The sequence below is a fragment of the Sulfitobacter sp. S223 genome (assembly GCF_025143825.1).
Taxonomy (GTDB): Bacteria; Pseudomonadota; Alphaproteobacteria; order Rhodobacterales; family Rhodobacteraceae; genus Sulfitobacter.
Genome location: NZ_CP083560.1, coordinates 2560699 through 2585509, shown reverse-complemented (window position 1 = coordinate 2585509; position 24811 = coordinate 2560699). Strand labels below are relative to the sequence as shown.

Annotated in this window: 20 protein-coding genes; 9 read left to right on the top strand and 11 right to left on the bottom strand. The window is 58.1% G+C overall.

Going from position 1 to position 24811, the window contains the following annotated elements:
* Positions 1 to 337 precede the first annotated feature (337 nt).
* The 3 genes from K3757_RS12305 to K3757_RS12295 all read left to right on the top strand — a co-directional run bounded on the left by K3757_RS12305 (position 338) and on the right by K3757_RS12295 (position 3548).
* The gene (locus tag K3757_RS12305) at positions 338 to 1378 is read left to right on the top strand and encodes a TRAP transporter substrate-binding protein (protein ID WP_259995901.1); all 1041 of its coding nucleotides are present in this window, start codon (positions 338 to 340) and stop codon (positions 1376 to 1378) included.
* A gap of 92 nt (positions 1379 to 1470) precedes the next feature.
* Positions 1471 to 2055 carry a TRAP transporter small permease gene (locus K3757_RS12300; protein ID WP_259995899.1) on the top strand — a complete coding sequence of 195 codons (585 nt, stop codon included), beginning with the start codon at positions 1471 to 1473 and terminating at the stop codon, positions 2053 to 2055.
* A complete protein-coding gene (locus K3757_RS12295) occupies positions 2052 to 3548 on the top strand; it encodes a TRAP transporter large permease (RefSeq protein ID WP_259995898.1) in 1497 nt (498 codons plus the stop codon). Before K3757_RS12300 ends, K3757_RS12295 begins: the two co-directional genes overlap by 4 nt.
* Before the next feature lie 196 nt (positions 3549 to 3744).
* Here the strand turns inward: K3757_RS12295 and cysG are convergent, their stop codons facing one another.
* From cysG to K3757_RS12240, 11 genes are all read right to left on the bottom strand, one after another.
* Positions 3745 to 5184: a siroheme synthase CysG gene (cysG, locus tag K3757_RS12290; RefSeq protein WP_259995897.1), complete on the bottom strand. Its 1440-nt coding sequence runs from the start codon at positions 5182 to 5184 to the stop codon at positions 3745 to 3747.
* Positions 5181 to 6116, bottom strand: coding sequence for a glycosyl transferase family 3 (locus tag K3757_RS12285; RefSeq protein ID WP_259995896.1), 936 nt, complete (start codon positions 6114 to 6116; stop codon positions 5181 to 5183). The genes cysG and K3757_RS12285 overlap by 4 nt, the downstream gene beginning before the upstream one ends.
* The gene (locus tag K3757_RS12280; RefSeq protein ID WP_259995895.1) at positions 6113 to 8692 is read right to left on the bottom strand and encodes a nitrate reductase; all 2580 of its coding nucleotides are present in this window, start codon (positions 8690 to 8692) and stop codon (positions 6113 to 6115) included. Before K3757_RS12280 ends, K3757_RS12285 begins: the two co-directional genes overlap by 4 nt.
* Positions 8689 to 9024, bottom strand: coding sequence for a nitrite reductase small subunit NirD (nirD, locus tag K3757_RS12275; protein WP_259995894.1), 336 nt, complete (start codon positions 9022 to 9024; stop codon positions 8689 to 8691). Before nirD ends, K3757_RS12280 begins: the two co-directional genes overlap by 4 nt.
* Entirely contained in the window at positions 9021 to 11459 is a 2439-nt protein-coding gene (nirB, locus tag K3757_RS12270) for a nitrite reductase large subunit NirB (protein WP_259995891.1), read from the bottom strand. The genes nirD and nirB overlap by 4 nt, the downstream gene beginning before the upstream one ends.
* Before the next feature lie 3 nt (positions 11460 to 11462).
* A complete protein-coding gene (locus K3757_RS12265; protein WP_259995884.1) occupies positions 11463 to 13160 on the bottom strand; it encodes an ABC transporter ATP-binding protein in 1698 nt (565 codons plus the stop codon).
* 32 nt (positions 13161 to 13192) lie between these two features.
* Entirely contained in the window at positions 13193 to 14275 is a 1083-nt protein-coding gene (locus K3757_RS12260) for an ABC transporter permease (RefSeq protein WP_259995881.1), read from the bottom strand.
* 166 nt (positions 14276 to 14441) lie between these two features.
* Positions 14442 to 15812 carry a CmpA/NrtA family ABC transporter substrate-binding protein gene (locus K3757_RS12255; RefSeq protein ID WP_259995879.1) on the bottom strand — a complete coding sequence of 457 codons (1371 nt, stop codon included), beginning with the start codon at positions 15810 to 15812 and terminating at the stop codon, positions 14442 to 14444.
* Between the two features lie 246 nt (positions 15813 to 16058).
* Positions 16059 to 17207 (bottom strand): CmpA/NrtA family ABC transporter substrate-binding protein, encoded by a 1149-nt coding sequence (locus K3757_RS12250; protein WP_259995877.1) that lies wholly within the window; start codon positions 17205 to 17207, stop codon positions 16059 to 16061.
* Positions 17204 to 17788: an ANTAR domain-containing response regulator gene (locus K3757_RS12245; RefSeq protein ID WP_259995874.1), complete on the bottom strand. Its 585-nt coding sequence runs from the start codon at positions 17786 to 17788 to the stop codon at positions 17204 to 17206. Before K3757_RS12245 ends, K3757_RS12250 begins: the two co-directional genes overlap by 4 nt.
* Before the next feature lie 93 nt (positions 17789 to 17881).
* Positions 17882 to 18115, bottom strand: coding sequence for a hypothetical protein (locus K3757_RS12240; RefSeq protein WP_259995872.1), 234 nt, complete (start codon positions 18113 to 18115; stop codon positions 17882 to 17884).
* Positions 18116 to 18634: 519 nt separating this feature from the next.
* Between K3757_RS12240 and K3757_RS12235 the strand changes: the two genes are divergently transcribed.
* The 6 genes from K3757_RS12235 (at position 18635) to K3757_RS12210 (ending at position 24808) form a co-directional block, all read left to right on the top strand.
* Entirely contained in the window at positions 18635 to 19666 is a 1032-nt protein-coding gene (locus tag K3757_RS12235; RefSeq protein ID WP_259995870.1) for a LacI family DNA-binding transcriptional regulator, read from the top strand.
* A gap of 118 nt (positions 19667 to 19784) precedes the next feature.
* Entirely contained in the window at positions 19785 to 21077 is a 1293-nt protein-coding gene (locus K3757_RS12230; RefSeq protein ID WP_259995868.1) for a sugar ABC transporter substrate-binding protein, read from the top strand.
* 150 nt (positions 21078 to 21227) lie between these two features.
* Positions 21228 to 22166: a carbohydrate ABC transporter permease gene (locus K3757_RS12225; RefSeq protein WP_259995866.1), complete on the top strand. Its 939-nt coding sequence runs from the start codon at positions 21228 to 21230 to the stop codon at positions 22164 to 22166.
* Positions 22167 to 22178: 12 nt separating this feature from the next.
* Complete coding sequence (locus tag K3757_RS12220) at positions 22179 to 23012, top strand: carbohydrate ABC transporter permease (protein WP_259995865.1); 834 nt, start codon at positions 22179 to 22181, stop codon at positions 23010 to 23012.
* Positions 23013 to 23033: 21 nt separating this feature from the next.
* Positions 23034 to 24038: an ABC transporter ATP-binding protein gene (locus K3757_RS12215; RefSeq protein ID WP_259995864.1), complete on the top strand. Its 1005-nt coding sequence runs from the start codon at positions 23034 to 23036 to the stop codon at positions 24036 to 24038.
* Positions 24035 to 24808, top strand: coding sequence for an L-iditol 2-dehydrogenase (locus tag K3757_RS12210; protein ID WP_311201731.1), 774 nt, complete (start codon positions 24035 to 24037; stop codon positions 24806 to 24808). Before K3757_RS12215 ends, K3757_RS12210 begins: the two co-directional genes overlap by 4 nt.
* Positions 24809 to 24811 lie beyond the last annotated feature (3 nt).

The window sequence follows — 24811 nt, the reverse complement described above, 5'->3', positions numbered from 1 at the left end:
TGCATAAACCAACCGGTCGGTCAATAAATAAGCAGATTCGATTTGGCCTTGTTACCCGACGACAGAACGCTGTTAACGAATGACATGGATTCTTCCAGTTGGTGCCAATAAACTGCCGACTTGAGGGACGCACGCTGCGATACCAAGCAGTTAGAACCGTGCAAAATACTTGCCAATCCGACGGATCTGGCACTGGATAACGATCTGCCTGCGATCTTTCTGGGATGGGGCAGAAAAGACCGATACCGGCGAACGCATCATAGAAATGCGCGCCTGAACGACTTAATTCGCGATGCAGATCCGCATCGTTCATAAACGGATCCAAGGGAGGAACCACATGACAAACCGTAGAACAATTCTGGGTGCTCTGGGCAGCGTTGCGATGCTTGCTTTGACGGCAGGCAACGCAATGGCGCAAGAAGTGACGCTGAAGCTGCACCAGTTTTTGCCGGCTCAGGCAAATGTGCCGAAACTTATTCTGGACGTTTGGGCGGATGGCGTAGAAGCGGATTCCGATGGCCGCATCAAAGTTGATCGTTTTCCTTCCATGCAGTTGGGTGGCGTGCCACCGGAGCTGTATGACCAAGTTGTCGATGGCGTTGCTGATGTGGTTTGGACAGTTGTCGGCTATACGCCTGGCCGTTTCCCTTCCACTGAAGTGTTTGAACTGCCCTTCATGGTGGCTGACGCGCGTGCGGCATCTTATGCCTATTACAAGATGTTTGAAGAACACATGCAGGATGAGTTCAACGACACACATATTCTGGGCACATGGGTTCACGGCCCGGGCATGTTCCACACCGCTGATCCGGTCGAGACCCCTGACGATCTGCGTGGGATGAAAATCCGCGGTGGGTCGCGTCTGGTGAACAAGCTGCTGGAAACAACAGGTGCCACACCTGTCGGTATGCCGGTCCCAGCGATCCCGGAAGGTCTGTCCAAAGGCGTCATCGACGGCACAACCATTCCGTGGGAAGTGACCGGCGCATTGAAGGTGCCGGAGCTTGTTGAGAACCACACGGAATTTGAAGGCCCCGCGCTTTATAATCTCACGTTTGTCCTGGCGATGAACAAGGGCGTCTATGACGGTCTTCCAGATGATTTGAAGGCTGTGATCGACAAGAACTCCGGTCTGGAATTCTCTGTCTTTGCCGGCGGTACACAATCTGATTCCGACGGCCCAGCACGTGAAATGGCCGTAGAGATGGGTAACAACATCATCACAATCGACGCGGCAACCGCCGAAAGCACATGGCTGCCAGTGGTTCAGCCGATTTATGCGTCATGGATTGCCGAGATGGCCGAAAAAGGCATCGACGGTCAGGCGCGGATTGATCAAGCACGTGCGTTGATGACGGAATACACCGCCAACAAATAAGAAACGAATGGCCGTAGCATGTTTTGCTGCGGCCGTTTTGCATTTTGCGGGCCTGATGTATTTGGTCCGCCCACTTTCAGGAACGGGGCAAGATGTATCCAGCCTTCATGAAGCTATCGCGCATTATGGCCTATCTTGGTGGCACGATGCTTGCTGTGTTGATCCTTTTGACCTGCTTGTCCGTTTTGGGCAGGTCGCTAAACGGGATGCTGCACTCTGATTTCGTCGAAGGTATCGCACCGGGATTTGCGCAATGGGCGATCAATCTTGGCGTTGGCCCCATAAATGGTGACTTTGAACTGATCGAGGCAGGCATCGCATTTGCCATCTTTGCATTCATGCCCCTGTGCACCTTGTCAGGTGCGCACGCGTCGGTTGATATCTTTACCCAAGGAATGTCGGGTCGGGTCAACAGGATCCTGAGCCTGATCACATCGCTGCTTTTTGCGGCAGTGTTTGTCCTGATCGCGACCCAGCTTTTCGGCGGTCTTCTCACCAAATACCGCTCGGGTCAGACCACATTTCTTTTGGAATTCCCACTCTGGTGGGCCTATGCGCTCAGCATGTTCGCAGCCGCAATCGCAGCCGTCGTTGCGGTCTATGTCGCAGTGATGCGTGTGTTAGAAACTTTGTCGGGTCATGATCTGTTGCCGACCGAAACAGGAGCAGACCATTGAGCGATATTGCAATCGGTATCCTGTCATTCCCGGCGCTTCTGGGACTGATCTTTTTGCGTGTGCCTATCGGTCTGGCGATGTTTCTGGCCGGCTTGGTCGGTATGATGCTTGTCACGGGTGATATTGGCCTGCCGCTTGCGCGGCTCAAATCCGAAACCTTCACCACCTATTCCAGCTATTCGCTGTCGATCATTCCGATGTTTCTGCTAATGGGGCATTTCGCAACATTGGGCGGTATGTCACAGGCGCTGTTCAAAGCGGCTGCGGGATTCATCGGCCACCGCAAGGGCGGGGTGGCAATGGCTGCCATCGGCGCCTGTGCGGGCTTTGGCGCGATCTGCGGCTCCTCCCTTGCGACAGCCGCCACGATGAGCCGTGTTGCCCTGCCGGAGATGCGCAAATACGGCTATGAGGGGGGCATCTCGACGGCGACCCTTGCGGCGGGCGGCACCCTTGGCATCCTGATCCCGCCCTCTGTTGTGCTGGTGATCTACGCCATCCTGACAGAGCAGAACATTGCGAAATTGTTTCTCGCGGCCTTCATTCCGGGGATTCTGGCGGCGCTTGGCTATGTCGTGGTGATCTCGATCTATGTGCGTATTTATCCCAACGCGGCGGGGACGCGCGGGCGCGTTCCTTGGGCCGAACGGCTCGTTGATCTGGTGCAGGTCTGGCCCGTGCTCATTGTCTTTGCTCTGGTGGTCGGCGGTATCTACCTTGGCTGGTTCACCCCCACCGAAGGGGCGGCTGTCGGCGCATTTGGCACAGGATTGATTGCGCTTTTAAATGGTGGGCTTACGCGCAAAACGCTGGCCGAAAGCTTTCTGGTGACGGCACGCTCCACGGCGATGATCTTTTTCATCGTGCTGGGCGCTGCATTCTACAACGGCTTTCTGGCGCTTACGCAAGTCCCGCAGGAGATTGCCGAGTGGATCGGCGGGCAAGGCTATAGCCCGTGGCTGGTGCTGGTGTGTATTCTGATATTCTACCTTGCCTTGGGCTGTGTGATGGACAGCCTATCTATGATCCTTCTGACGATCCCGATCTTCTGGCCGGTCATTCAGGGCCTCGATTTCGGCTTTGTCACAATGGCAGAACTGCACGCCCACCGCGCCGCTGATGCCTTTGCGGCGGGGGTGCAGCTGGCGCCTGACATGTTAGCCAGTGTGCAACAAAGCCTTGCGGACGGGGTTGAGCTGACACGTGACCAGATCAAAGCGATGGAAATTCGCAGCGTAAACAAAGGCGCGCTGTACCGGATCAATGAAGAATTGGTGGCGATCTGGTTCGGCATTCTGGTATTGATCGTGGTCGAAGTGGGCTTGATTACACCGCCCGTCGGCATGAACCTGTTCATCATCAACGCGATGGACCGCAAAACCCCGATGTCCGAGACCTACAAAGCGGTCATGTTCTTCGTCGCCTCTGATCTGTTCCGCGTGGTTCTTCTGGTCCTGTTCCCCGCGATCACATTGATCCTGATCCCATGGTAAGGGGTTAAGCGAGACGAACAGAAGGCGGTAAAAGACGCGGGCCTCCGCAATGCGGGGGGCTTTGTGTCGGAGCTATCAAACCGCGGGGAAAAGAGAGTTTACCCCGCGGCTGCGAATAGACAGACTTTGCCCTAATTTCTTTGACGGCGGTGGACCGTTGTAGCCGCAGATACGATCTACAGCGATAGGTGATATCTCACCCTCCCACGTGCAATGGAATGACAGCACTGCCACATGACGAAGGGTGATGACCTCCGGTATCTTGCTTCCGCTGATCATGTCGAACGTTCCTGCGTAATTTGAGTAGGAGAGTCGCGGTATCCGTGATGCCATGCGCCAAAAGCGTTGCAGGAAGCGACGCGATATCGCAGCTCGTGACAATCTGGGCATCCGTTTGCGCATGGGCGACGATCGTGACGTCAATGGCTTGGGGCGCGTGACGTGTGGCCAAATATGCGCTGATCTGCGGCGCCGCGCGAACGGCCATGTAAAGGGCAACGCACGTTCCCGGCGTGAGGGTGCGCAGGACCTCTGGCACCGCACATCCCTCCGAGACATGGCCCGTGGTGAGCACTAACGTGTCGATCTCTTCCCGCTCGGTCAGGGTCTGGCCACTGGCTGCCGCCACACCGCTCGCCGCAGTAACACCGGGTACGATTTCAACGGGGATATCTGCCGCACGCAGGGCCTCTATTTCTTCAAGCCCACGGGCAAAAATACCCGGATCGCCGCATTTGAGGCGCACAACCCGCGCTCCGCCCTTGGCAGCGGCAACGATTGTTTGCGTGATTTTCTCCTGTGGCCAGCTGTGGCAACCGGGCCGTTTGCCCACATAGATCCGCTCTGCATCCCGCCGCGCCAGTTCCAGAATGTCGGGGTCCACCAAACGATCATAGTAGATCACATCGGCCTCTTGCAGGCGCTGCACACCGCGTAGGGTGATGAGGTCTTTCGCCCCTGGCCCAGCCCCGACCAAGGCAACACTCCCGCCGGGCTCTTGTCCGAAATCACCTGTGGCAATGGCATGTTTTATCATATGTGCCGTTTCCCGCTGCGCCCCGCGCGCATGAGCACGGCGGGGTGCATCACCAAATACCCACCGCCACAAATCGCGTCGTGCGCGCGGGCCAAGGTGCTGTGCCGCACTGGCGCGCAACCGTCCCGCAAGGGACGCCAATGCGCCCAGTTCGGGCTCCAGCATCTGCTCGACTTGCGTTTTGATCTGGCGGGCCAGAACGGGCGCTGTGCCTTCTGTTCCGATCGCAACAACCACCGGATCGCGGTCCACGATCGAAGGCGTGATCACATCACATAGCGCGGGCTGGTCCACTACGTTCACCGTCGCGCCTGCCGTTTTGGCCAGCGCATGCAGCGCACCATCCGCACCGGGGCAGCCTGTGGCGACAAACACCAATGCGCTATCCCCGAAGTCTTGCGCAATTACCGCACCGCTATGTTGGGTGATCCGGCCAACGGCAGCAAGATCTGCCAACTCATCATCCAGCGCATCGCTGATCACGGTGATCGTGGCTTCGGTTTTGAGCATCAGTCGCGTCTTTTGCGCCGCTTGTTCGCCGCCGCCCACAATCACAACACGGCGGCCCGCCATCTGCAGGAACATCGGAAAAGTCTTCATGCGTAAATTCCTTCATCCATGGTGCGGTCCAGCCAAAGTGCATTCGCGTGGCCCTGCGCGGCGTTGAGGGTTAAGTTCGGATCAAGCGTCCAGAGCGCCAATGCGGCGGTGCCGGTCACCGTGGCTTCGGCAAACGGATCGCGCAGCGTCCCTTGCCAAAGCGCCCTCGGGTCGATCCTCGTGCTCTCTTCATGCAAGCGGCGGGTCTGGGACAGGATCGCGGGGGCTTTTTCCTGGATGTGCTGACCTTTGCGCAGGCCAAAACAGATAATGTCCTTGGAGGGATGGCGCTCGAACTCGCCGCCGCCGCCCTTGATGATGCTGAGGGTTTTCTGGCCCAATATCTCGGCAGCCTGCGCCTGCAGGCTGCGATAGGAGGGATGGAACACGCCCTGCACCGTGGCGGGGGCCTGCGCCGGATTCCACATGCGCAACACCGTGTTAATGCATGACCGCAAGCCCAGGTCTCTGCGCAAATCCAACAGGGAAAAGGCCTCTGGGCACAACTCGGCCAGCGGGTCATACCGCACCTGAGGTCCTGCCAGTGCACGGATATCATCCGGCTGTATTGCCATGTTCTGATAGGCATTGTGGCCGTGCATCGATATGCGAACACCCGTCTGCGCCACCAGCCGGGCCGCCAGCAGATAAAGCGGCGCGCCCCGACTACGCCCTGCGGCGTAGCTGGGCCAATCCAGATCAGCAGCCGGCAGTTGCCCCTTCGTATGCGCGCGCAGGGCGGCAGTGAAACCGGCGATCTCCTGTGGCTCTTCCCCGCGCAAACGCAGCACCATCAGCAGCGCGCCCACCGCCTCAGGCGCAGCCTTTCCTTGCAGGATCACGCTCATCGCATCTTGCGCCTCATCCAAGGTCATGGCGCGGGCGCGCCCCTTGCCCTGTGCGACGATCCTGACAAAAGGGGCGAGGGTCATTCTGCCGCCACCGGCAGGCTGTGCTGCGCCACCAGCCGTGCAAGCTCAGGCTTGCAAGAGCCGCAGTTGGTCCCCGCGCAGGTCACCTCACCCAAGGCCGCCACGGAAAATGCCCCCGCACCAATTGCATTGACCAGCGTGTTCTGACCCACGTTCAGACAGGCACACACGATTGCGCCGGGGTCGGGCTGGTTCTTGCCCATGCGCCCCGCCAATGCCTCCAACGGCGGCGTGTCTGTCCCGATATGCGCAATGGCCGCGCTGCGCGAGAGCGCCACGGCGCTATTTGCGACAAAGAATAGCGCTTGGATCATGCCTTGAGTGCTCAGAGCCACGCGCAGGATGCCTCCTGGGCCGCCCTCATAGACTGCCGCCTCCGCCTTTGGCAGTTGCGCGATGCTGCGGGCGGCCTCGATCCAGTCCGTTGGCGATTCAAGTGCTGCCATCTCGACCTGCCACCCCGTCGCCGTGCGCGCAATCGCGGCATAGGGCGTCGTGGCCCGCGGCTTCTGCGCGCAAGCCATGAAACCATACCACTTGGCCACAAAGGGAGAGACGCTCAAGCCCCTGCCACGTTTGAGCGCGGGCTGGCCGGAAAAAGGATCCGTGACCGAGGACATCAACGTATTCACCACAGCACCGCGCGCGGTCTGGCGGGTCCAGTGCATCGGTGCAAAAAGCTGTCCGCGTGCAACACGGTCGGTGACAAGGCTGCGCAAAATGGCGCTGCCTTGAGCCGTTTCGACCGCCATCAGATCGCCGTGGGATGTACCGACATCCGCCGCATCGTCTGGATGGATTTCCAGATAAGGCTCCGCCAGATGTGCGCCCAGTTTCGGGGATTTCCCCGTGCGCGTCATCGTATGCCACTGGTCACGGTTCCGCCCTGTATTGAGCGTCAGGCCTTTGTGCTCCAACGTCGGCGCCGTGATCGGTAGCATCCGCGCCTTGCCATCCGTGTGGTAGAATTTGCCGTCCGCGAAAAACCTTGCATCGGTGCGCGGCCATTGCGTGGGGATCAGTTTGGCGTAATCAACATCGGCAAAGATGCTCAGGTCCAGATCGCGGTCAAAGGGGCGCGCGGCCGCATCCAGTGCGATATATTCGGCAAAGACATCGGCGGAGGTATCATAGTCGAACGCCTCACCAAAGCCCATGGTCGTTGCTACATCACTGATAATGCGCCAATCAGGGCGTGCCTGACCGGGCGTTGGCAAAAACGCCCGCTGGCGCGAAATGCGGCGTTCGGAATTGGTGACCGTGCCGTCCTTCTCGCCCCAGCCTGCGGCAGGGAGCAGCACATCGGCCAGATCACCGGTATCCGTGCGCGCCATGATGTCAGAGACGGCGACAAATGGCACGTTTGCTATGGCCTTCGCCACATATCCCGCATCGGGCATCGAGACGGCAGGATTGGTGGACATCACCCAAAGCGCCTTGATCTTGCCCCGCGCACAGGCTTCGAACAGATCAACGGCCTTGAGACCCGCTTGGTCACAGATGGTGGGGCTGTTCCAAAAGGTTTGCACCGTGTCGCGGTGTTCGGAATTCTCGATGTCGAGATGATTGGCCAGCATATTCGCCAGCCCGCCCACTTCGCGCCCACCCATGGCGTTGGGCTGGCCCGTGACAGAAAACGGCCCCGCGCCGACCTTGCCAATGCGACCCGTGGCCAGATGACAATTCAGGATCGCGCCCACTTTGTCGGTGCCGCTGGCCGATTGATTTACGCCTTGCGAATAGACGGTCACGACCTTTTTGGTCCGCGCCCAAAGTTTGTAAAAACGGCCCAGATCTTCGGCGCTGATGCCGGATTGCAAAGCATCTGTGGCACGCGCCTGCGCCAGTGCGGCACTGCATCCGCCCACATGCGCGGTGACATAGTCCATATCGAGGTGGTCATGGTCGGCCAGATAGGCCAGCAACCCGTTGAACAGCGCCACATCGCCGTCAGGTGCCACGCGCAAATGTGCATCCGCCAGATCACAAGTTGCCGTGCGACGTGGATCAATGTTGACCACGCGCATGTTTGGCCGCGCCTCTTTCGCTGCTACGATGCGCTGGTAGAGCACCGGATGACACCACGCGAGGTTTGAGCCAACCAAAACAATGAGATCCGCTTGCTCCAGATCGGCATAGGTGCCGGGCACAGTATCCGTCCCGAAAGCGCGCTTATGCCCCGCCACCGACGATGCCATGCACAGCCGTGAGTTCGTGTCGATATTGGCCGAGCCGATGAACCCTTTCATCAGCTTGTTGGCCACGTAATAATCTTCGGTCAGCAGCTGGCCGGAGGCATAGAACGCGACGCTGTCAGGCCCGTGATCGCGGACCGCGTCAGAGAACGCCTGTGCGACGCGCTCCAATGCGCTATCCCAGTCCACTTCCATGCCTCCAATCTGGGGTGCGAGCAATCGTCCCTCCAGATCAATTGTCTCGCCCAGTGCGGCCCCCTTCGAGCACAGCCGGCCAAAGTTTGCCGGATGATCGGGATCGCCTTTGATCGTGCCGTCGGGCCCTGCCAAAACGCCACATCCAACGCCGCAATAGGGGCAGGTTGTCCGCGTCAGGCTCATGCGGCGGTGCGCGCCGCGAGGAAGGCCGCCTCCAACTCGATCCGCCCGTCTATGACGCGCGCGGGATAGGTGGCCACCTGACCCTCATCCAGTCCTTGGGCCTGACCCGTTTCAAGCGAGAACACCCAATTGTGCAGCGGGCAGGTGACGGAGGCGCCATGCACGATCCCTTCGGCCAAAGGCCCGCCTTTGTGTGGGCACCTGTTGTCGAGGGCATAGACCGCATCGGTGGCGGTGCGGAACACGGCCACACAGCCCTGAGCCGTTTTGACCAAACGCGCTCCACGCTGGGGGATGTCGTCAAGGGCCGCAATATCAATCCAGTCGCTCATTCCGCTGCCTCCAAGCCAAGCTGCGCAAGGGGCTGGTAGCTTTCGGCCTTGTCATTGACATGGGCCGCCCAAGGATCATGGCGGTAAATACTCTGGCTCAACTCGAACCGTTCCACCAAGGCGGCGCGTTCTGCCAGATCGGTGACGACACGCGTCTCGATCCAGTTCAGACCCACCTTGGCCATCCATTTGTAAATGCGGTCAAGGTATTTGGCGTTCTCGCGGTAGAGCTGCGTCATAGCCTTGATCACGTCTATCGCCTCTGCCTCAGAGGCCACCTGTACCAGCAATTCGGTCTCTTTGACGTCCATGCCAGCGGCACCGCCGATGCTGATTTGAAATCCGCTGTCGACACAGATTACACCGATATCTTTGCAGGTCGCCTCGGCACAGTTGCGCGGGCATCCCGACACGCCAAGCTTGAGCTTATGGGGTGTCCAAGAGCCGTGCAGCGTCTTTTCCAGCTTGATGCCAAGGCCAGTAGAATCCTGCGTGCCAAAGCGGCAATGATCCGTGCCAACGCAGGTTTTGACCGTGCGCAGCCCCTTGGAGTAGGCATAGCCCGACACCATGCCCGCATCGTTGAGATCCTTCCAGATCGCGGGCAGGTCCTCGCCTTTGACGCCCAGAAGGTCGATCCGCTGACCGCCCGTCACCTTGACCGTAGGCACCATGTATTTATCCGCCGCATCCGCGATCGCGCGCAGTTCGTCTGGTGTGGTGATCCCGCCCCACATGCGCGGTACCACGCTAAACGTGCCGTCTTTCTGAATGTTGGCGTGCTTGCGCTCGTTGATGAAACGCGACTGCGGATCATCGGTATAGTCCAGCGGCCAGTCTGCCAGCAGATAGAAGTTCAGGGCAGGGCGGCACACATGGCATCCGCACGAGGTTTTCCACCCGCATTCCTGCCAGACGGCAGGCATCGAGGTCAGCCGCTGTGATTTGATCATGCGGCGCACATCCTCATGGGTCATGTCAGTGCAGGCGCAGATACTGGCGGTGGCGGGCAGCACGAAATCATCGCCCAATGTGACCGCCAGAACCTGCTCGACCAATCCGGTGCAGGTCCCGCAGGAGGCCGAAGCCTTTGTCGTGGCTTTCACCGCCGCAAGGTCGGTCGCCCCGCCTGCGATGGCATCCTCAATCGTGCCTTTGCAAATGCCGTTACAGCCACAGATTTCCGCGTCACGCGGTAAGGCTGCAACGGCTGAGAGCGGGTCCGCGAGGGGGCCCCCCTGATAGGCAGGACCAAAGATCAGCGTGTCGCGCATCTCTACGATGTCGGTCTTGTCGCGAATAAGGCCAAAGAACCAATTGCTGTCGGCCGTATCGCCGTACATTACCGCCCCGATAATCACGTTATTCTCGATCACCAGACGCCGGTAAACGCCGCGTGCAGGATCGCGGAACACGATGTCCTCGCGCCCTTCACTCTCCGCAAAATCACCTGCTGAAAACAGATCGCATCCTGTCACCTTAAGCTTGGTCGACAGCTCTTTTTGAACAAACTGCGCCTCTTCCTCCAGCAGGGTCATTGCAGCCACCCGCGCCTGATCATAAAGCGGGGCAACAAGGCCAAAGATCGCGCCGTCATGCTCTACACATTCGCCCACGGCGAGGATGTCGGGGTCGGAGCTCACCATCTGGTCGTCCACGTGAATACCGCGCCCTACGGCCAGCCCTGCATCTTGCGCCAGTTTCACATTGGGCCGGATGCCGACCGCCATCACCAGCAGATCGCAGGGCAGCTCTGTCCCATCATCCAGCAACAGCGCGCGCACATGGCCGTCCTTGCCCAGTATCTCCTTGGAGTTGGCGGAGCATTTGACGGTAATGCCCTTGGCCACCAAAGCATTGCGCAGCAGATAGCCAGCAGCCTCGTCCAGCTGACGCTCCATCAGGTGGCCCATGATGTGAACCACTGTAACGTCGACACCGCGCGCCGCCATGCCCGCGGCGGCCTCCAAACCCAACAAACCGCCACCGATCACCACGCATTTGTGATCAGGCCCAAGGTCCATCATTCGCTCGGTATCTTCCAGATCGCGGTAGGCGATGACGCCTTCCAGATCGTGACCGGGCAGAGGGATCATGAACGGGTTCGATCCAGTGCCGAACAACAGCTTGTCATAGGCCAGCACATCGCCATTTTCGGCTGTGACGGTCCTGGCCGTGCGGTCGATGCTGGCGATCTTCTCTCCAAAGCGGCAGGTCACGCCATTCTCGGCGTACCATGCAGGCGTATGCGTCTCGATCTCGGCATAAGTCTTGTCACCCGCCAGAACGGGGCTGAGCATGATGCGGTTGTAGTTGCCGCGCGGCTCGGCGTTGAAGAGCGTGACCTCATAGGCGTTTGGTGCTGTTTCCAGCAAGGTTTCTAGCGCACGGCCCGTGGCCATTCCCGCCCCGATAATAATCAGTTTTTGTGTCATAATTTACTCCGCCGCGATGGGTTTTTTGGGGACTGGTTTCCCGGCCTTCTCGGATTTCGACGTGTTGCCGTGTTCGTATTCCTCAAGGAAATCAAGAACCTCCTGCCGGTAAGCATAGTAATCGGGATGCTCCAGCAGCGCCTTGCGGGTGCGTGGACGGGGCAGCTTCACATCCGTGATCTTGCCAATTGTGGCCTGTGGGCCGTTGGTCATCATCACAACGCGGTCGGCCAAAAGGATCGCCTCATCAACGTCATGGGTTACACAAACGGCCGTCACCTTGGTGCGCGACCAGACCTCCATCAGCACTTCTTGCAGTTCCCATCGCGTCAGGCTGTCGAGCATGCCAAATGGCTCGTCCAGCAAGAGCAGTTTAGGCGACAGCGCAAAAGCCCGTGCGATGCCAACGCGCTGCTTCATCCCGTTGGAAAGCGACGCCGCCCCCTTGTCCATACTGTCGGCCAGACCGACACGCTCAAGGTAGTATTCCACCACATCCTGGCGCTCGGCTTGGGATGCTTTGGGGTAAACTTTATCCACCCCGATCGCCACATTCTCCTTGGCGCTCAGCCACGGGAACAGGTTGGGTGACTGGAAGACAACGGCACGCTCGGGGTCCGCCCCCTCCACGTTCCATCCATCCAGTTTGATCGCGCCCTTCGAGATCGGGTTTAGGCCTGCCGCCATGGTCAGCACCGTCGATTTGCCACAGCCCGAATGCCCGATCAGCGAGATAAACTCGCCCTTGTTGACCTTGAGGTCAAAATCCTCAACCACTGTCAGCGGCCCTTTGGGCGTCGGGTAGACTTTGTGCAACTGCGAGAACGTCAGATAGCGTTCCTCAATCGGGCTTTTCTGCGCGTCTGCTACAACCTTTGGCACCGCATGAATTGGCGTGACATCGGGCAAGGTCTTGCTCTCTTCGACCTTGGCCTCGATCCCCACATCCATCAGATATTTGGTCACACTTGCGCGCAGCGCCTTGAACGTCTCGTCGTTGTTCATGGCCATCCGGTCGCGGGGGCGGGGGATACCTACCTCAATCGGATCGGCCAAAGTGCCATCAGGGTTGAGCGGCACAATACGGTCTGCAAGGAGGATCGCCTCATCCACATCATTGGTGATCAGGATGCAGGTCTTTTTGTCGCTCTCCCAAATCTCCAGAATTTCATCCGCCAGATTGGCCCGTGTCAACGCATCCAGCGCCGAGAGCGGCTCGTCCAGCAGCAGCATCTCGGGGTTCATCGCCAGTGCGCGCGCCACAGCAACCCGTTGGCGCATGCCCCCCGACAATTCCGCTGGACGTCGCCCGATTGCATGCGGCAGACCCACCATCGAGACGTAGTGATTGATCTTCGTCTCCCGCTCCGCCTTGCTGAGCTTGGGGAAAACCGCATCCACGGCCAGTCCCACATTGCCGCCCACTGTCAGCCACGGCATGAGCGAATAGGACTGGAAGATCAGCCCCCGCTCTGGTCCCGGTTCGGTGATGGGCGCGCCGCGATAGGTCAGCGTTCCGCTGTCGGGCATCTCAAGCCCTGCAATCAAGTTCATCAGCGTGGATTTACCCGTGCCGGAGAAGCCGAGGATGGCAAGGAATTCGCCTTCCTTCACCTCAAGATTGATGCCTTTGAGAACCTCGGCCCGCTCGGTGCCTACGCCAAAGCCCTTGTTCACGTTTTTGATGCTCAGAATGCTCATCGTTATTCCTTTCTGCGTCGCCCGAGCGCCGCTTACCGATTGGCCGAGAAGGTAAACATGGACTGGAGTGCGTACATCACACGGTCCAACAGGAAACCGATGATCCCGATGGTGAACACCGCCACCATGATCTTGGCCAAGGACTGGGATGAGCCGTTCTGGAACTCATCCCAGACGAATTTTCCCAGACCGGGGTTCTGCGCCAGCATCTCGGCGGCGATCAGCACCATCCAACCGACCCCAAGGCTCAGCCGCAGGCCGGTGAAGATCAGCGGCAGCGCCGAGGGCAGCACCAGCTTGGTGATCTTGGTCCATGTGTTCATCTTCAGGACGCGGGACACGCTCAACAGATCTTTGTCGATGCTGGCCACACCCAATGCGGTGTTGATCAGCGTGGGCCAGAGCGAGCAGAGAGTCACTGTGATCGCCGAGATCAGAAAGCTCTTGGAAAACATGCCGTCATTACTGGCATAAAGCGCCGAGACGATCATGGTCACAATCGGCAGCCACGCCAGCGGCGAGACGGGTTTGAAAATCTGGATCAGCGGGTTCAGGGCTGCATTGGCCGTCTTGGACAGGCCCGCCGCGATGCCCAGCGGAATGGCGATGATGGCAGCAATCAGAAACCCGAAGAAGACGGTTTTGATTGAGGTCCAGATTTGCGCGTAATAGGTCGGGCGCCCTGTATAGGCCCGCTCGCGCACGCGATCCTCTTGGCCGTCTGCGACAAGCTTGGCGTTGCGGGCATCTTGACGCTCATAGAATGCGGCTTCTTTCTCTCGCTCCCGAATGGCATCGGCATTGAGGGCTTTTGCCTGTTCCCAGACTTGCGCAGGCCCGGGCACAGCACCAAGGGATGTTTGCACTTTCGGTGCCAGTATGCCCCATGCGAGCAAGAAAATCGCAATCGCCAAGAGCGGCACGCCCAGTAGACGCCAGATTTCGCCCACCTGCGCGCGCGGGTTGTCGCCAGCGGCGGCTTTCAGGATCGGGGTGAGCCATGCAAGACCCAAGACCTGAAACCAGGAGTCGGCCTTGTTGATGCGGGTGAACAGGCGGGCGCGCTTGGCCTCGCGTTCGGCGGTCTGGATCTGCGTTGGATCAATGGCGGTCATGGTATGGCCTCTCTGGTCGGGGCTAATGTGCTGCGCTAGGGCGGTGTACCGGGGGGTACGGGTTGTGTGCGCGGGATGGCTGGGCGGATTGGGGGAAGCTTCCGCGCCGCAGCGTGCCTGGTTTTTGGGCAGGCGTGTGTGCTGCGGCGCGGCAATTCAGATGGGTTTAGCCCTGAATTTCGTTGTCGACGATCATCTGTTCGCCCTTCAGGCCGATGGGCAGGCTTTCAAGATAGGCGTTGGGCGTGCGCCCGTTATAGCCGATGCCATCAATGATATCCGCCGCAGGCGTCGGCGCTTTGAACCCGTCGCTGTCAAAGGGGAAGTCAGCCGCATTTGCCATATCTTCGTCTACCAGCATCCGGGCGGCTTTAAGATAGATGTCGGGGCGGTAGACTTCCTTGGCTGTCTCGATGAACCACTCGTCAGACTTCGGCTCTGCGATCTGGCCCCAGCGGCGCATCTGCGTGAGGTACCACACGGCGTCAGAATAGAATGGATAAGTCGCGTTATAGCGGAAGAAGACGTTGAAATCAGGGGCAGGGCGGCGGTCGCCCTTCTCGAATTCAAAGAAACCTGTCATCGAATTGGCGATGACCTCGGCATCCGCACCGACGTACTCCGAGCGCGACAGCATTTCGACCGCTTCCTCGCGGTTGGCATTATCATTCTCGTCCAGCCAGATCGCTGCACGGATCAGCGCCTTGGTCAGAGCGATTGTCGTGTTGGGGTTCTCATCCGCGAATTCCTTGGTGATGCCAAAGACCTTTTCGGGGTTGTTTTTCCACATGTCGTAGTCGGTAATGACCGGTACGCCGATGCCTTTGAACACCGCTTGCTGGTTCCATGGCTCCCCCACGGCGTAGCCGTAAATCGTGCCGGCTTCCATTGTGGCGGGCATCTGCGGTGGAGGTGTCACCGACAGAAAAACATCCGCGCCAATCGTGCCTGTTACATCCTCAGGGGAATAGTACCCTGGCTTCAGACCGCCAGCGGCCAGCCAATAGCGGATTTCATAGTTGTGCGTGGATACAGGGAAAACCATGCCCATGTTAAACGGCTTACCCTCTTCATCATAGGCTTCGACCACTGGGGCCAGTGCCTCGGCGCTGATCGGGTGTTGGGGGCGGCCATCGTCCATAAGCGGAACATTGGGCTTCATCTGCTCCCATATCTCATTGGACACAGTGATCGCGTTGCCGTTCAAATCCATCGAGAAAGGCGTGATAATATGCGCCTTGGTGCCATAGCCGATTGTGGCGGCCAACGGCTGCCCTGCCAGCATATGCGCGCCGTCCAGCTGTCCGTCGATCACACCGTCCAGCAGCACTTTCCAGTTGGCTTGTGCCTCAAGGGTCACAAATAAACCTTCGTCCTCGAAATATCCATTCTCATAGGCCACGGCCAGCGGGGCCATGTCGGTGAGTTTGATAAAGCCAAAGGTCAGCTCGTCTTTCTCAAGATCAAGCATTTCAGCATAGGCCGCTGTGGCCAGAAGGCTGGTAGCGGCAAGGGCGATAGGGAGTTTTGCAATCATCTTATGTGTCCTGTGATGGGACGGGCGGGGCCCGTAAAACGAAAAAAAGCCACACGTAAGTGGCACGGAGAAATCCATGCGTCTTACGAGCGGCTTTGCTCTTGAGAGGAATCCACCATCATTGGCGGGAGGTGTTAGGCGGCAGCGCCTGTGGTCTTCGTAGTACGTTGAACCGCCCTGACACGGTTCGCAATGTTTTTTCTGCAGTGCGGCACAAAAATACAAGCCGCCTCGCAGAGTGCCTATTTATTCAGCCGCATTTGATGAGAAATCGAACGTCCTGCCGTCAAAAAAAGCATCCGGCGCAAGAATCATCTGCCCCCGCGATGAGGCAACAGCGGTCTTTTCATTCATCGCGCCTTCGACTTTTTCCGATGCGCCGGGCAGGTCAGCGCCGATCGGGCCGAGGTATTTGCGGTAGAGATCAGTCCGGCAACAAGACATGGCTGCGGCGGTTCCGTCAGAGTCTGCGCCGAGCTGCTTGGCGATCCACGCGGCCTGACTGCGCCACGGAAACGACGCTGCATGATCATGAAACATCAAGAAATGCTCCACCCGTATGGGGGCAGCGCCAGCGGTTGGTGTGAGCATGCCTGTGACCGCAGGTTCGATGACTTCATGCGAAAGGTTCAGATGCTCGCTCCGGCCCAGCATTTCGACGGCCAACGGTTTGTTCTCTTCCAGATCAAGCCAGCGGGACGCCTGATAGACCGCGCGCATCAGTTTTTGGGTGGTTTCGGGGTTGTCCACTGTCCAATCATGACGCGCGGCCAGAACTTTTTCGGGCGCAAACCCCCAGACGTGAGATCCCGCCATGACGATATCACCCACTCCGCGCGCCACAATATCGCTGCCCCAAGGCTCACCCACCCAGAAGGCATCAACGTGCCCTTGTGCTACAGCTTCGGCCATGCGCGGGGGCGGTACGGTCACGCTCTCTACCGCAAGGCCCGGAGCGGCCGCTGTCCAATAGGACAGCAACAAGCGATGCATCGAGAAGGGAAACGGGACACCGACACGCAAGGGTCTTGGCCCCCACGCCTCAAGGCCTGCCAGCAGCGCATGAGGGTCGCCAAAGGTAATCTGCTCAAGGTGCTGCGCAAGCCGTGTAGTGACGCCAAATACCGTTCCATTTGCAGACAGGCCCATAAGCGTATCGATCTGCGCAGAAAGTCCGCCCAGTCCCAGCGTCATCGCCACCGGCATCGGTGACAGCATCTGCGCCGCGTCCAGATGCCCAAGGCCCAACATATCGCGCAAGGCGGACCACGACGGCTGGCGCATAAGATTAAGCTCCAAACCTTCTTCGGCGGCGAAACCCAGCTCGTGCGCGATGATCAGCGGAGCGCTGTCAACCAAAGGAACATAGCCACAGTTTAGGACAGTACGCGTCATCCGAGCAAGTCCGAGGCCGTGACAAGTGCTTGCGCCACGTCGATCACCTTGCGACCCTGATCCATGGCCGCTTTTCGCAAAAGCTTATAGGCTTCATCCTCGGAAAGACCGCGACGGCGCATCAGAATGCCCTTGGCGCGGTCGATGGTTTTACGGTCCTCCAGCGCCTGTTTAGCGGCATCCAGCTCTGACCGCATTTGCCGCATCATCTGGAACCGCGCGATTGCCGTTTCGATCACCGATTTGATGCGGTTCATCTGCAAACCGTCGACGACATAGGCGCTGACACCCGCGGCAAGGGCCGCTTGGGTCAGATGGGGATCGGTCTGGTCCACGAACATCGCAACAGCGCGGGATTTGGTGTTCGAGACAGCACCAATATGTTCAAGCGTATCACGGTCGGGGTTGGCCATGTCGATGAGCACAATATCCGGCGCATGCTCTTCTATGGATTGCTCCAGACCCGAAACCTGAGAGATCGCGTGCAGATCGGTCCACCCTGCCTCAAGCAGCGCGTCGATTATGTTTTTCGCTTTGGCTGCATCAGCTTCAACGACAAGGATACGAAGATCTTTTCTCACGCTGCTGATATCACAGGCATTCATTTATATGTACATTGCCCGACAGACCCAGAGGAATGCGCGCCGCGCAAATGCCCGTTTCTTCTGCTGTCTTTAAATGAAGTGCCGCAAAATTGTGCGCTTAGATATTTCAAGAGCTGCAGAAATCGCGCTGAAAAAAACCGGATGGTCCCAGTTGCTCTGAATGTCGATAGTGATCTCTCTGTAACGCGATGTTGCAGCTGCAAACGCAAAATACTGCGGGATCGCATTTTCAAAAAAAGGGGTATTCGCGTTGATCCGCTGCGTGAGCCACGAACGGCGGGTCTGATATTTGCTGTCGTTCACTACATCGCGCAAGAAGGCACAGACTGCGGACAAACCCGCCCTTGGATTTCAAGTCTTTGCTGACGCAGCATTGCTTTGTATGTGCGACAAGGATCTTGTGGTGATGCTGCGCAAGTTGCAGAAGCGGTCGTTCCCGGACCGTTTTCGCGACCCCGTCGGAGCTGCACTTTCGCGTCGCGGTATTTGAAATCTAAGGGGCGGGGAGAAGCGAGCTTTTGCTCAGGTTGCGCCAAGGCCTGCTTCCGGTTCGGGAACCAGCGTCCAGCAACACGAATTGGAGGATGTTGTGTTCCACACCATCGCCTTGGAGATTGCGCCTAGACACAGGACCGAAATGGGGCGGACTAGCATGGGTGGTGTCCTTTCGATTGTTTCTAGGTGAGCAAGCTTGGCACGTGAATACGGGGGTGCTGCGCAGAAAAATCTTTGCGCGCGACAAATTTTCTCTTTACAAGTATTTTTTCCATTGTTCACTTTAAGAAAAGAATTTGACACCGTGTGTTTGGAAAGCAGTGCTTGATGAGTGACCAGAAGATCAAAAACATGGAAGACTTCGCATCGGTCAGTGGGGTCTCGCGCCCGACGATCTCGAAGTACTTTAATGACCCCGCCAGTGTGCGCCGCTCAATCCGTGAAAAGATCGATGCCGCGCTGCAAGAGTATGACTATCGTCCGAATATCTACGCGGTGAACCAGAACAGGCGCCAGACCAAGAACATCGGTCTGGTCGTGCCCAATCTGACGGACCCGTTCTTTGCGGGCATCGCGCGGACCATCGAAGGTCTGATTGTAAAGGCGGGTTATAATCCGCTGTTGCTCAGCTCGCATGGCGGACCAGAACAGGAGATTGCCAACCTTGAGAGTTTGCGCGCGATCAAACCTGCGGCTGTGCTGCTTGCACCGTTAGGGCGAGCGTCGCGGCTTGAGCAAGTCGAAGAATTTGCCCATGGCGTGCCTACAGTGCTGTTTGACGCCAACCTAGAAGGCATCGGCAAGGCGTTTTTCGGCTCTGATAATGCACAAAGCGTCGATCTGATTGTGGACTATCTGTGCCGCTCCGGCGAGCCGCCCGCTTTTTTTGAGATGAAAACGCCGGTTAACCCCAACGCATACAAGCGCCGCAAGGCCTACATTGCCGCAATGACCCGGTTGGGGCACGCGCCGCACCTCGTACAGGTCGGCGGCGAGGGTTGGAATTTCGAAGAGATCGGTTTCGTCGAGGGCGGGCGTCTGTTGGACAGAAAGGAGCTGAAGACAAACACCGTGCTGTGCTCAAACGACCGGCTTGCCATTGGATTTCTGTCCGCCGCGTTTGAGAGGGGAGTGAAGGTAGGGCTGCTGCCGGATGCGGAACTTCGGATCGCTGGGCACGATGACCATCCGTTCTCGCGTTTTACCTGTCCCAGTCTGACCACGGTTTCGCAGAACTACGATGCGATTGCCGAACGAAGTGTAGAGACGGTTTTGTCTTTGATCGATTCTGAAGATCGCATCGACCAACGCGAAGAGACCCTATTTGAAGGCCGACTGGTGATGCGGAACTCTGCTTAAGCGATTGGAAGATATATGGGCATCGCAAATTCTTTTCGCGCGTAAAGATTGTGATTGACCCGAAGTAATAATACTTGCTAACGTTTGGGCATCACATCCTATCTAGGGAGGAATTTGGATGTCTCTTAAGCGCGCGCTCTACACTGCGACAGCACTTTCAGTTCTTACGGTCGGCGGCGCATTTGCCGGCGGTCATGCGAAGGAACTCACAATTGCGATCGTCAACAACGGCCACATGATCAACATGCAAAAGGTGGCGGAGGCCTACACCGAAGAGACCGGGGTCGAGCTGAACTGGGTCACGCTGGAGGAAAGCGTTCTGCGCGAGCAGGTCACCTCCGATACGGCTACCGGTGGCGGCCAGTACGACGTCATCAACATCGGCATGCAAGAAGCGCCTATCTGGGGTGCTGCCGGCTGGATCGAGCCGCTGGAGTTTGGCGCGGAATATGACGCCGATGACATCCTGCCTGCTATCCGCACCGGCCTGTCCCATGAGGGCACAATGTATGCCGCGCCTTTCTACGGCGAAAGCTCCATGGTTATGTATCGCAAGGACCTGGCCGACGCAGCCGGCGTAACAATTGCTGACAACGACAGCTGGGACAACGTGAAGGCGGCTGCGGCTGCTATGCATGACCCAGACAACGGCGTTTACGGTGCATGTTTGCGCGGAAAGCCGGGTTGGGGCGACAACATGGCGTTCGTCACAACAATGGTGAACTCTTTCGGCGGCGCATGGTTTGATGCTGATTTCAAGCCGACAATCAACTCTGACGAATGGAAGTCGGCCATCAACTTCTACGTTGATCTGCTGGGCAACTACGGCCCTCCCGGATCCGAAGGTAACTCCTTCAACGAGATTCTCGCGCTTTATAACGAAGGCAAGTGCGGCATGTGGATCGACGCCACAATCGCCGCGTCTTTCCTTGAGGTGGACGGTGTGGCTTACGCACAATCGCCAAACGCGGGTAACCCTGTTGGTGCGAACTGGCTGTGGGCATGGGCAATGGCTGTGCCGACAGGTACCGAGAACACCGAAGAGGCCAAGGCCTTTATCGAGTGGGCTACTTCCAAAGAGTATGTGCAGGCCGTGGGTAACCACCCCGACTTTGGCTGGGGCTCTGTCCCGACAGGTCAGCGTGCGTCTACATATGCTCTGCCCGAGTTCCAGGCTGTTGCAGATTTTGCCGCCGCGGAAATGGCAGCAATCGAATCCGCAGCACCAGAAGCGACAGACCTGAAGCCATACGTAGGTGTTCAGTTCGCAGCAATTCCCGAGTTCCCCGAAGTGGGTTCGGCCGTTGCACAGGAAATCGCGGCTGCCCTGTCCGGTGCCAAGACGGTTGACGAAGCGCTTGAAGCGTCCCAGTCCGCTGCCGAAGCGATCATGACAGAGGCCGGCTACTAAGCCTCAATCGGGGAAGGCCCTGGCGGGTCTTCCCCTACACGCCTGTTGCGGCCCCAGGTGCACAAGTTGCCGTAGCCCACGTATTCAAGCGATCTTGCATTCGCTAAGCTAAGATTGGCGCGGACCACCCGCCGCCTGAAGGACGAAGTCATGTCAAACCGATCTATACCGCGCTTGTTGCAGACGCCCGCCGTCGTACTCTTGTTGATCTGGATGCTGATCCCGCTGGGTATGACGCTTTATTTTTCTTTCATCCGCTATGTGCTGAACAACCTGCGCCGCCCCGAATGGACCAGTCCTTCGATCAGCAACTGGCGCGGTTTCGGTAACTATGAATTCGTTCTCAATTCCAAAGACTTTTTACTGGCGATCCAGAACAGCCTCTTCATCGTCTGCTCAATCCTGTTCCTGACCGTAGCCCTTGGCATTCTGATCGCGGTGCTGATCAACAAAGCCTTCCCTGGACAGGGTATCGTGCGCGTGCTGTTGATTTCGCCGTTCTTTGTAATGCCTGCGGTGAACGCGGTGCTGTGGATCAACATGATCCTTGATCCGGTTCTGGGCCTGCAGGGGCTGGCCGTGGGCGGCATCAACGATCTGATCGCCTCCTTGCAGGATGCGCCATTGGTGGGCTGGTTTTTCTCTCTCTGGCCGCAGCTTGAGCCGATTTCATTCCGTGCCACGCAGACCTCGGCCATTGCGGTGATCATCATGGTCACATGGCAGTGGACGCCCTTTGCCGTGCTGATTTTCATGACCTCACTGCAATCCGAAGACCAGCAACAGAAAGAAGCCGCCATTCTCGACGGTGCCGGCACGTGGTCGCAGTTCCGCTTCCTGACCTTGCCGCACCTTGGCCGTCCAATTGCGATTGTGGTCATGATCCAGGCGATCTTTCACCTGTCGCTATATGCCGAGATCGAGATCGTGAGCCGTGGCAACGGCAACAAGAACCTGCCCTATCTTATCGGCGAGTTCGCCAACAACAACATCGGTGCGGCCAGTGCGACCGGTATCTTTGCCGTCATCCTTGCCAATATCGTCGCCATCTTCTTGCTGCGCATGATCGGCAAGACGTTGATGGAATAGGAGACAAAGACCATGGCTATTGTTGCCCAACAGACCCGTTTCAGCCGATATGGCCGCCCGACACTGGCGTGGCTTGTGGCGCTGCTGTTTTTCTTTCCGATCTTCTGGATGGTGCTGACATCGTTCAAGACCGATGCAGATGCGGTAAAGCCCGAATTCCTGTTTTTCTTCACGCCCACGCTTGAGAATTACACCAACATGACCGCCAACTACGACTATTGGCGCTTTGCCACGAATTCGGTCATCACCTCGGTCTTTGCGACGTTGTTCGCGCTGGTGGTCGGCATTCCGGCGGCCTATGCGATGGCGTTCAATCCCGGCCGTGCCACCAAAGACGTGCTGATGTGGATGCTCTCCACCAAGATGCTGCCGGCGGCAGGGGTGCTCTATCCAATGACCTTCCTGACCAAGAGTGCAGGCCTGTTCGACACCCATTTTCTGGTAATCCTCGTGCTTGCGCTGATCAACCTGCCCATCGTGATCTGGATGTTGTTCACCTACTTCAAAGAGATCCCCAAAGAGATCATCGAAGCAGGCCAGATGGACGGGGTCAGCACATGGGGCGAAGTGCGCGAGATCCTCATCCCGCTTGCGTGGGGCGGCATCGCGTCGACAGCGCTATTGTGCTTCATCTTTTGCTGGAACGAGGCCTATTGGACTGTGCGTCTGACCACGACCGAAGCCGCTACGCTCTCCAAGCTGATTGAGGGCAACCGCGCGCCCGAGGGGCTGTTCTTTGGCCGCTTGTCCGCCGTATCTGCGGCAGCAGTGGGCCCCATCGTCGTGCTGGGATGGTTCTGCCAGAAACAACTGGTGCAGGGCCTGACCTTTGGCGCTGTGAAATAAACGGAATTCAAGGATACCTACATGGGACGCATTGTACTAGAACGTATCACCAAGAAGTTTGGTGACATCGAGGTTATCCCGCCACTGGACCTCACAATCGAGGACGGTGAATTTGCGGTATTTGTAGGCCCGTCGGGCTGCGGCAAGTCCACGCTGCTTCGCCTGATTGCAGGGCTGGAGGAAACCAGTTCGGGCCGCATTCTGATTGATGATCAGGATATGACCGAAATCTCGCCTTCCAAACGAGGGCTGGCGATGGTGTTCCAAAGCTACGCGCTCTACCCGCATATGACCGTGCGCAAGAACATCGCCTTTCCGATGCGCATGGCGGGCCTGTCCGAGGACGAGCAAAACAAACGTGTCGAGGCGGCGGCGAAATCGCTGAATCTGACCGACTACCTCGACCGCAAGCCCGGTCAGCTGTCGGGAGGTCAACGCCAGCGTGTTGCTATCGGCCGTGCGATTGTGCGCGATCCTTCAGCCTTCCTGTTTGACGAGCCGCTCTCGAACCTTGATGCGGCCCTGCGTGTCGGGATGCGTCTGGAAATCTCGGAAATGCATGCGCGTATGAACACCACCATGATCTATGTGACCCACGATCAGGTCGAGGCGATGACCATGGCAAACAAAATCGTTGTTCTGCAGGCGGGTGTGATCGAACAGGTGGGCAGCCCGCTTGAGCTTTACCACAAGCCGCGCAACGAATTTGTTGCGGGCTTCATCGGCTCACCCAAGATGAACCTCATCAAAGGGGCAGAGGCGGAAAAACAGGGTGCTGCTACCATTGGCATTCGGCCCGAACATACGGACGTCAGCCAAAGCGACGGGCTGTGGAAAGGCCGCGTTGGCGTGGCCGAACATCTGGGCTCGGATACCTTCATCCACGTCCATGACACAGGCCTTGCCGAGATGATCACCGTGCGGATTAACGGGGACCTTTCGGTGACACATGGCGATGATATCTATCTTACGCCCCAGCCGGACAAGCTGCACAGGTTTGACGCGCAAGGGCTACGGATAGGATGATGCGACTGGCTGGCAAAACAGCTTTGATCACAGGTGCCGCGCGCGGCATCGGGCGGGCGTTTGCTGCGGCCTATATTCGCGAGGGGGCGCGCGTGGCGATTGCCGATGTTGACGAGGCAGGCGCTGTTCAAACTGCCCGTGAACTGGGCGATGCGGCCTGGGCCGTGAAGATGGATGTGAACGATCTGACCAGCATCGAGGACGCCGTCCGCCGGACAATCGATGCTGTCGGGCACATCGACATCTTGATCAACAATGCGGCGATTTTCACGGCCGCGCCCCTCGCCGAGATCACGCAAGACGAATATGATCGTGCCTTTGACATCAACGTCAAAGGCACCTTGTTCACGTTACAAGCGGTCGCGCGCCATATGATTGCACGCGGCGAGGGGGGCAAGATCATCAATATGGCCTCGCAGGCCGGCAGGCGCGGTGAGCCATTGGTCGCGGTCTATTGCGCTACCAAAGCGGCAGTGATCAGCATCACGCAATCTGCGGGGCTGAACCTGATCGAGCATGGAATTAACGTGAATGCCATCGCCCCCGGTGTTGTGGACGGAGTGCATTGGGACCGCGTCGATGCCTTCTTTGCCAAATTTGAGAACAAACCCCTCGGCCAAAAGAAACGCGAAGTCGGCGCGGCAGTCCCCATCGGACGTATGGCCACAGCTGACGACCTGACCGGCATGGCGATTTTTTTGGCCTCGAGTGATGCCGACTACATTGTCGCCCAGACATATAATGTCGATGGCGGAAATTGGATGAGCTGATGA

Excerpts from the sequence above, each read along its gene's own strand:
- K3757_RS12250 (WP_259995877.1), bottom strand. The coding sequence starts at position 17,207 with ATGACGCGTACTGTCCTAAACTGTGGCTATGTTCCTTTGGTTGACAGC.
- K3757_RS12280 (WP_259995895.1), bottom strand. The coding sequence starts at position 8,692 with ATGAGCCTGACGCGGACAACCTGCCCCTATTGCGGCGTTGGATGTGGC.
- K3757_RS12215 (WP_259995864.1), top strand. The coding sequence starts at position 23,034 with ATGGGACGCATTGTACTAGAACGTATCACCAAGAAGTTTGGTGACATC.
- K3757_RS12265 (WP_259995884.1), bottom strand. The coding sequence starts at position 13,160 with ATGAGCATTCTGAGCATCAAAAACGTGAACAAGGGCTTTGGCGTAGGC.
- K3757_RS12285 (WP_259995896.1), bottom strand. The coding sequence starts at position 6,116 with ATGACCCTCGCCCCTTTTGTCAGGATCGTCGCACAGGGCAAGGGGCGC.
- cysG (WP_259995897.1), bottom strand. The coding sequence starts at position 5,184 with ATGAAGACTTTTCCGATGTTCCTGCAGATGGCGGGCCGCCGTGTTGTG.
- K3757_RS12230 (WP_259995868.1), top strand. The coding sequence starts at position 19,785 with ATGTCTCTTAAGCGCGCGCTCTACACTGCGACAGCACTTTCAGTTCTT.
- K3757_RS12225 (WP_259995866.1), top strand. The coding sequence starts at position 21,228 with ATGTCAAACCGATCTATACCGCGCTTGTTGCAGACGCCCGCCGTCGTA.
- K3757_RS12235 (WP_259995870.1), top strand. The coding sequence starts at position 18,635 with ATGAGTGACCAGAAGATCAAAAACATGGAAGACTTCGCATCGGTCAGT.
- K3757_RS12260 (WP_259995881.1), bottom strand. The coding sequence starts at position 14,275 with ATGACCGCCATTGATCCAACGCAGATCCAGACCGCCGAACGCGAGGCC.
- K3757_RS12220 (WP_259995865.1), top strand. The coding sequence starts at position 22,179 with ATGGCTATTGTTGCCCAACAGACCCGTTTCAGCCGATATGGCCGCCCG.
- nirD (WP_259995894.1), bottom strand. The coding sequence starts at position 9,024 with ATGAGCGACTGGATTGATATTGCGGCCCTTGACGACATCCCCCAGCGT.
- K3757_RS12300 (WP_259995899.1), top strand. The coding sequence starts at position 1,471 with ATGTATCCAGCCTTCATGAAGCTATCGCGCATTATGGCCTATCTTGGT.
- K3757_RS12255 (WP_259995879.1), bottom strand. The coding sequence starts at position 15,812 with ATGATTGCAAAACTCCCTATCGCCCTTGCCGCTACCAGCCTTCTGGCC.
- nirB (WP_259995891.1), bottom strand. The coding sequence starts at position 11,459 with ATGACACAAAAACTGATTATTATCGGGGCGGGAATGGCCACGGGCCGT.
- K3757_RS12210 (WP_311201731.1), top strand. The coding sequence starts at position 24,035 with ATGATGCGACTGGCTGGCAAAACAGCTTTGATCACAGGTGCCGCGCGC.
- K3757_RS12305 (WP_259995901.1), top strand. The coding sequence starts at position 338 with ATGACAAACCGTAGAACAATTCTGGGTGCTCTGGGCAGCGTTGCGATG.